This window comes from Zarconia navalis LEGE 11467 (assembly GCF_015207075.1).
GTDB lineage: Bacteria > Cyanobacteriota > Cyanobacteriia > Cyanobacteriales > Geitlerinemataceae > Zarconia > Zarconia navalis.
Map to the genome: position 1 here is coordinate 1 of NZ_JADEXN010000356.1, position 5,811 is coordinate 5,811.

At 53.8% G+C, this 5,811-nt stretch carries 3 protein-coding genes and 1 pseudogene; 3 read left to right on the plus strand and 1 reads right to left on the minus strand.

Annotated features, from left to right (window positions below; genetic code table 11):
- From IQ235_RS16870 to IQ235_RS16880, 3 genes and pseudogenes are all read left to right on the plus strand, one after another.
- Positions 1 to 1,003 (plus strand): annotated as a pseudogene (locus IQ235_RS16870) (S-layer family protein); the annotation flags it as partial.
- Positions 1,004 to 1,381: 378 nt separating this feature from the next.
- Positions 1,382 to 4,189 carry a CHAT domain-containing protein gene (locus IQ235_RS16875; protein ID WP_264322594.1) on the plus strand — a complete coding sequence of 936 codons (2,808 nt, stop codon included), beginning with the start codon at positions 1,382 to 1,384 and terminating at the stop codon, positions 4,187 to 4,189.
- A gap of 167 nt (positions 4,190 to 4,356) precedes the next feature.
- Positions 4,357 to 5,361, plus strand: coding sequence for a DUF928 domain-containing protein (locus IQ235_RS16880; protein WP_264322595.1), 1,005 nt, complete (start codon positions 4,357 to 4,359; stop codon positions 5,359 to 5,361).
- Positions 5,362 to 5,546: 185 nt separating this feature from the next.
- Here IQ235_RS16880 and IQ235_RS16885 read toward each other — a convergent pair.
- The coding region (locus tag IQ235_RS16885) for a hypothetical protein (RefSeq protein WP_264322596.1) at positions 5,547 to 5,811 on the minus strand (265 nt) is incomplete at its 5' end.

Below are 5,811 nucleotides of genomic sequence, written 5' to 3' on the forward strand. Positions count from 1 at the left end.
CTCGATCGTCACACCTTTCCTCTCGGTCACCAACGGCGCGCAATTGGAAGCCTTGAGTGAAAGCAATGCCTCGGCCGGTAATGTTGTCGTCGAAGCCGAAAACGCCATTGAGGTGTCTGGAGTCAACACGGGTTTGTTTGCCAACTCGCCGGGAAGGGGAAATGCAGGCACGATCGTCCTGAAGACCGATCGATTGACGGTGCGAGAGGGCGGAGAAATCATCGTCACCAGCGAAAATGCCGGGGCGGCTGGCAACCTGGAAATCGTTGCTCCCGATATCCGCTTGGAACGCGGTACCCTCGGGGCTGAAACCGTAGAAGGAGATCGAGCCAACATTCTCCTCGATACCTCCGATATACAGTTGCGAGAGCAAAGCCTGATTACCACCAATGCCACCGGGACGGCAACGGGGGGTAACATCAATATCGATACCACCACCTTAGTGGCTCTGGACAATAGCGATATCACCGCCAACGCCCAACACAGTTTTGGAGGACGGGTGACGATCGTGGCAGAGGGCATCTTCGGTACCGAGTTTCGAGATCGCCTCACCCCCGAAAGCGATATTACCGCCACTTCGGAATTGGGGGCTGAATTTAGCGGCACCGTCACGATTCTCACCCCCGATATCGATGCGGCTGCCGGATTGGTAGAACTCGCCAGCAACACCACCGATCCTACCGATCGAGTGGTGACCGGTTGCGCGGCGGCAAGTGGCAGTTCTTTTGTCTCCACCGGACGAGGAGGATTGCCCGAAGACCCCACCGCCACGATCCGAGGTCAAACGCTATGGGAAGATGTCCGAACGGTAGCTCCAGAGATACCCGAAGCCCGATCGAATCTAACCCCGGTACCATCCTCTCCAAGTATGGCGACGCAACCTCCCAAGGCGATCGTCGAAGCGACGGGGTGGATCGTACGCGAGGATGGGAAAGTCGAGCTGGTTGCCGGACGACCCCAAATCGGCGATCTGATTTCAACACCCGATTGTCAGGATTTATAAACCCATTAACGACAACCAGAGGGGACGCAAAATCCTGATTTCTTCAATATTTCTCCAATAGGTCGTTCAATTTCCACAAATGGAAAGACAGCATCTCAAAAGTTCGATAATCTGAAAGAGACTTTCCTCCGAGAGTCGGTGCATCTACTCCCTTAGCTCGAGTTCGGTTAAATATAAGTCCTAGTGACGCGAGCAGGGGGAGAAAAGAGAAGAAAATCGAACGGTCTCCAAATTCACGTGCGTGCAGCCAACCGATCGTCCAAACTCGAGCTAACTCCAAAAGAGCGAATATTCCCGAAGCCCGATCGGTAAAAACGATGCCAACTCTCCATTCCTCAAATCCAGAATGGAGTGCTACCTATCTCAGTTCCGAGAGCTATGTCACCCAAGCACCGAAACAGCCACCCAGTATTCCGACCCGACCTGAGAAACGTTTGGAGATTGTTCGACCGAACATTCGGGCAACGTGCCGCTTGGGTACGTCGAGGATTCTCAACCCAGTGGCATCAGAGCGACGGCCATCGGGCATTTTTCTCTCCCCGGCGATGGTGGCAATCTCCGAAAGCTCGACCGCCAAGGGGTTGGAGAATACTCGCTCTAGTTGTTTCGGGGTTGATGGTGGTGCTATTGCCGACCCACATCGCAATTCCGGCAACGGCTCGCCCAAATTTGCCCCTGGTGGCGTTGAATGGGGAAGAAGCCAGCGAATCCATCGAACCAGCCCAAAATCCCCCGGAACTCCTGCAACAGGGTAAAAACTTCTACCAAAACGGACAGTTTGCCCAAGCGGCTAGCGCGTGGGAGCAAGCGGCGCAAACTTACGGGGCGCGACAGCAAATTGAATGGCAGGCTCAAGCCCTCAATCACTTGTCTCTGGCCTATCAGCACCTCGGGGAATTGACCAGAGCGCGCGATGCGATCGCAACAAGTCTCGAACTGATCGGTTCGCTCTCAAAAATCGACCCCATCAACGATGCGCTCTTGGCACAAGCCTTAAATACCCGAGGCCGGTTGGAACTGACGAGCGGACAAACAGAAGAGGCATTAGAAAGCTGGAAACAAGCCCAAGCCGCATACGATCGCGCCAGCGACGAAACCGGCATCCTTGGCAGCCAACTCGGTCAAGCCCAAGCCCTACAAGCTTTGGGGCAGTATCGACAGGCGCGATCGCTACTCGAACAAATCAACGATCGCCTTCAATCTCAACCGGACAGTCTCCTCAAAGCCAACGGCTTGCGAAGTTTGGGCATTGCCCTGCAAACCATCGGCGATCCAGTGTACTCCAAACAAGTTCTAGAACAAAGTTGGGCGATTTCCGATCGACTCGACGCTCCCGCAGAAACCGGTGCTACCCTGTTGAGTATCGGTAACATTGCCAAAGATTTTCGTCAGTACGATGTCGCCCTTCGGTATTATCAACAAGCTATCAGCCTTTCCCCCGAAACGCTGATACAAGTGCAAGCGCAACTCAATCAATTGAGAATTTGGGTCGAGTTGTGTCAGAGTTCCCAGTCCCTGTGTTCGCGGGAGGAGATTCCCGCCTTAGCCGGGGATATCCAGTCTCGATTGATGAATTTAGCACCGGGCCGTGGAGCCATCTACGCTCGGGTCAATTTTGCCAACAGCTCCATCGACTTGCAAAACGCAGGCGCGATCGCGATCGAGCCTCAAGAAATCGCCTCCTCATTGGCGCGGGCGATCTCCGAGGCGCAGCAACTGGGCGATCGCCGTGCCGAAGCCTACGCCCAGGCTTATTTAGGTAAACTTTACGCTCGAAACGGGCAAATTGAGATCGCCCGCACCCTCACCGAGCAAGCCCTACAAATTTCTCAGAATATCGAGGCAGCCGACATTACCGCGCGCGCGGCGGGTCAACTCGGCGGAATTCTCAAAGAGCAGGGAAACATTCCGGGGGCAAAAGCCGCTTATCAAAGTGCGTTTGATATCCTTCAAACCTTGCGGGGCGACTTAGTCACCATTAACCCCGACGTGCAGTTCGAGTTTAAAGAAAGTATCGAACCGATCTATCGAGAATTGGCCAGCCTTCTGTTACGGCCGGGAGCAACGCAAGAGGATCTCAAACAAGCACGGGAAGTGATGGAAGCGTTGCAACTAGCCCAACTCGATAACTTTTTCGGGGACTCTTGCCTGGAAACTCAACCCGTCGGGATCGACGCGATCGATCCCGAGGCAGCCGTCATCTATCCGATAATTTTGAGCGATCGCCTCGAAACAGTTTGGTCTCTGCCCGACGGCACGTTCTCCCACCATGCCACTCCCCTCACCGCACCAGAGGTTGAAGGGATTCTCCAGCAACTCTACTCCTCCCTGTACCCGGTGTATCCTCGAGACGAGCGCTTGCGACTCTCCGAACAAGTTTACGATTGGCTGATTCGACCGGCTGAAGCTGATTTCGAACGCAATGGGATTAAGACTCTGGTGTTCGTTCCCGATGGGTTCTTGCGCAATTTACCCATTTCGGTCCTCTACGACGGTCGGCAGTACGTGATGGAAAAGTACGGTGTTGCTCTCTCTCCGGGATTGCAACTGTTTCCCGAGGGACTCGGGCAAGAGCGGCGCAAAGCACTCGCCGTGGGATTAACAGAAGCTCGTCAGGGCTTTAATCCCTTGCCCGGAGTCAATGCCGAAATGCAAGAAATTGCCTCCGAGGTGGATTCCACCCAGATTTTACTCGATGGAGAATTTACCAGCGATCGCTTTGAAACCATCCTCGCATCTCAATCTTTCCCCATCGTCCACATGGCTACCCACGGTCAGTTTAGCTCCAACCCCGAGGAAACTTTTCTTCTGACCTGGAACGATCGCATCGGAGTTCAAGATTTCAATCGGATTTTTGAAAACAGCCGCTTCGGGATTTCCGATCCCATCGAACTGCTGGTGATGAGTGCCTGCCAAACCGCCGCTGGGGATAATCGCGCCACTCTGGGACTGGCCGGATTTGCCCTGAGATCGGGCGCTCGCAGCACCCTTGCGAGCCTGTGGTCCGTTAGCGATGTGGCTACCTCCGATTTGATGCGCGAGTTCTACAACCAGCTCACCGCTTCCGATCGATCGGTCACGAAAGCTGAAGCACTGCGCCAAGCACAACTGACCTTGTTGCGCGATCCCTTACACGAACATCCCTATTTTTGGTCTGCGTTTGTATTAGTTGGAAATTGGTTGTAGCCCCAGGAAAATCTTTAATTAATCTTTAAAAGGACTCTGTGAAATTACGCAAAGCCAGTCCTTGCTTTTTGCCTACAATATTGATAAGCCATCAACCGTCGTCAAACTTCTCCTTTTTATCCAGGCAAGCTAAGCCGCTATCGAGACCCATAAAGGCTCTATCCACGATGACTCAGTCAAACTTCCCAATTTCTCTAGCTGCCATATCTGCGACGTTCGCGGGAGCTGTTCTCCTGAGTACTGGATTTGTCGTTCCGGCTCGGGCAAGTGCCACCCTCGATCGCAATTCAACCTTACCAAAGGGTTGGCCCGTCAGCGTAGAGTTTCAAACCCCAGGAGAGGCAGCTCCCCCAACGAGTATTGGCGGCGGTGTCCGAGGTAGCGTTCAGTTCGCCGCCCCCGGAAATGACGCTCCGGTTAGCAGCGTGGCAGGGGGGACTCGCGGTAACGTTCAGTTCGCCGCCCCCGGAAATGACGCTCCAGTTAGCAGCGTGGCGGGGGGAACTCGCGGTAACGTTCAATTCGAGAATACGGGCGACTCGATCCCCGATAGCAGCGTGGCGGGGGGAACTCGCGGTAACATTCAATTCGAGAATACGGGCGACTCGATCCCCGATAGCAGCGTGGCGGGGGGGACTCGCGGTAATGAGTTACCGACTCTAACGGCATTGTTACCACCCACCCAACACGGACAAACCCGATTGGCCCGTCCTACATTTTACGTCTATATACCACCGACAGCATCCAAACAAGTCTTTTTCAGCATTCAAGACGAGGATGGGAATCCTTTGTACCATACAATGCTAAATATTTCCGGTGAAGGCGGCACGGTCGGGGTAACGCTACCAGAAAATAGCCCCGAACTCGAAGTCGGCAAGAACTATTTGTGGGCATTGGCCCCCATCGAACCCAACGGCATTCTCCGCCCGGATAACTTGAGCGTCGTGGGATGGGTGAAGCGAGTTGAAACCTTTATTCCCACCGAAAATACCTCAGATCCCGTGGAGCTGGCAACGGAATATGGAGCCTCGGGGCTTTGGTACGAGACCTTAGAGATTTTAGCCAAAGCTCAACTCGATCGCCCTGGAGATGAGACGCTTAGGAGTGAGTGGAACGATTTATTAGAGCAAGTTGGGTTAGAATCAGTAGCAATTCAACCCATTTTGAACTAGTCCACCACATTGGTTTTGATGAGTCGGGGTACTACCCCTTTGCCTACCCCGTGCGATCGGGGAAACCACTCGGACACTGCCCCCTAAAAAATTACCCGTCATCTTGTCTGAAGTGGACTGCTAGACTCTCAACAGCAAGTGGCGGTTACGCAGAATTTAGGATCGAACTCAATCGGGATCGGGTTTTAGGGTGGGTTGAGAGTTGGAGCGACGATCCGTGCTTTAAATTGGGGTGCGTGGCTAGGTACGTGTTTTCCAAATTCCGCTCGATCTGACGGCGAATTTGTACCCAGACAAATCGATAAGACCGTCTTTGTGACCCCGTTTCCCCTGCCAACGCGCGATCTTCTCAAGTTTTTCCCTAGGGCGATAGCGGGTCGGTAAGACTTCAGATCGAATCGAGCGACCGGTATCGAATCCTCGAAGATCGAGCGCGCGTTAGAGGCAAAA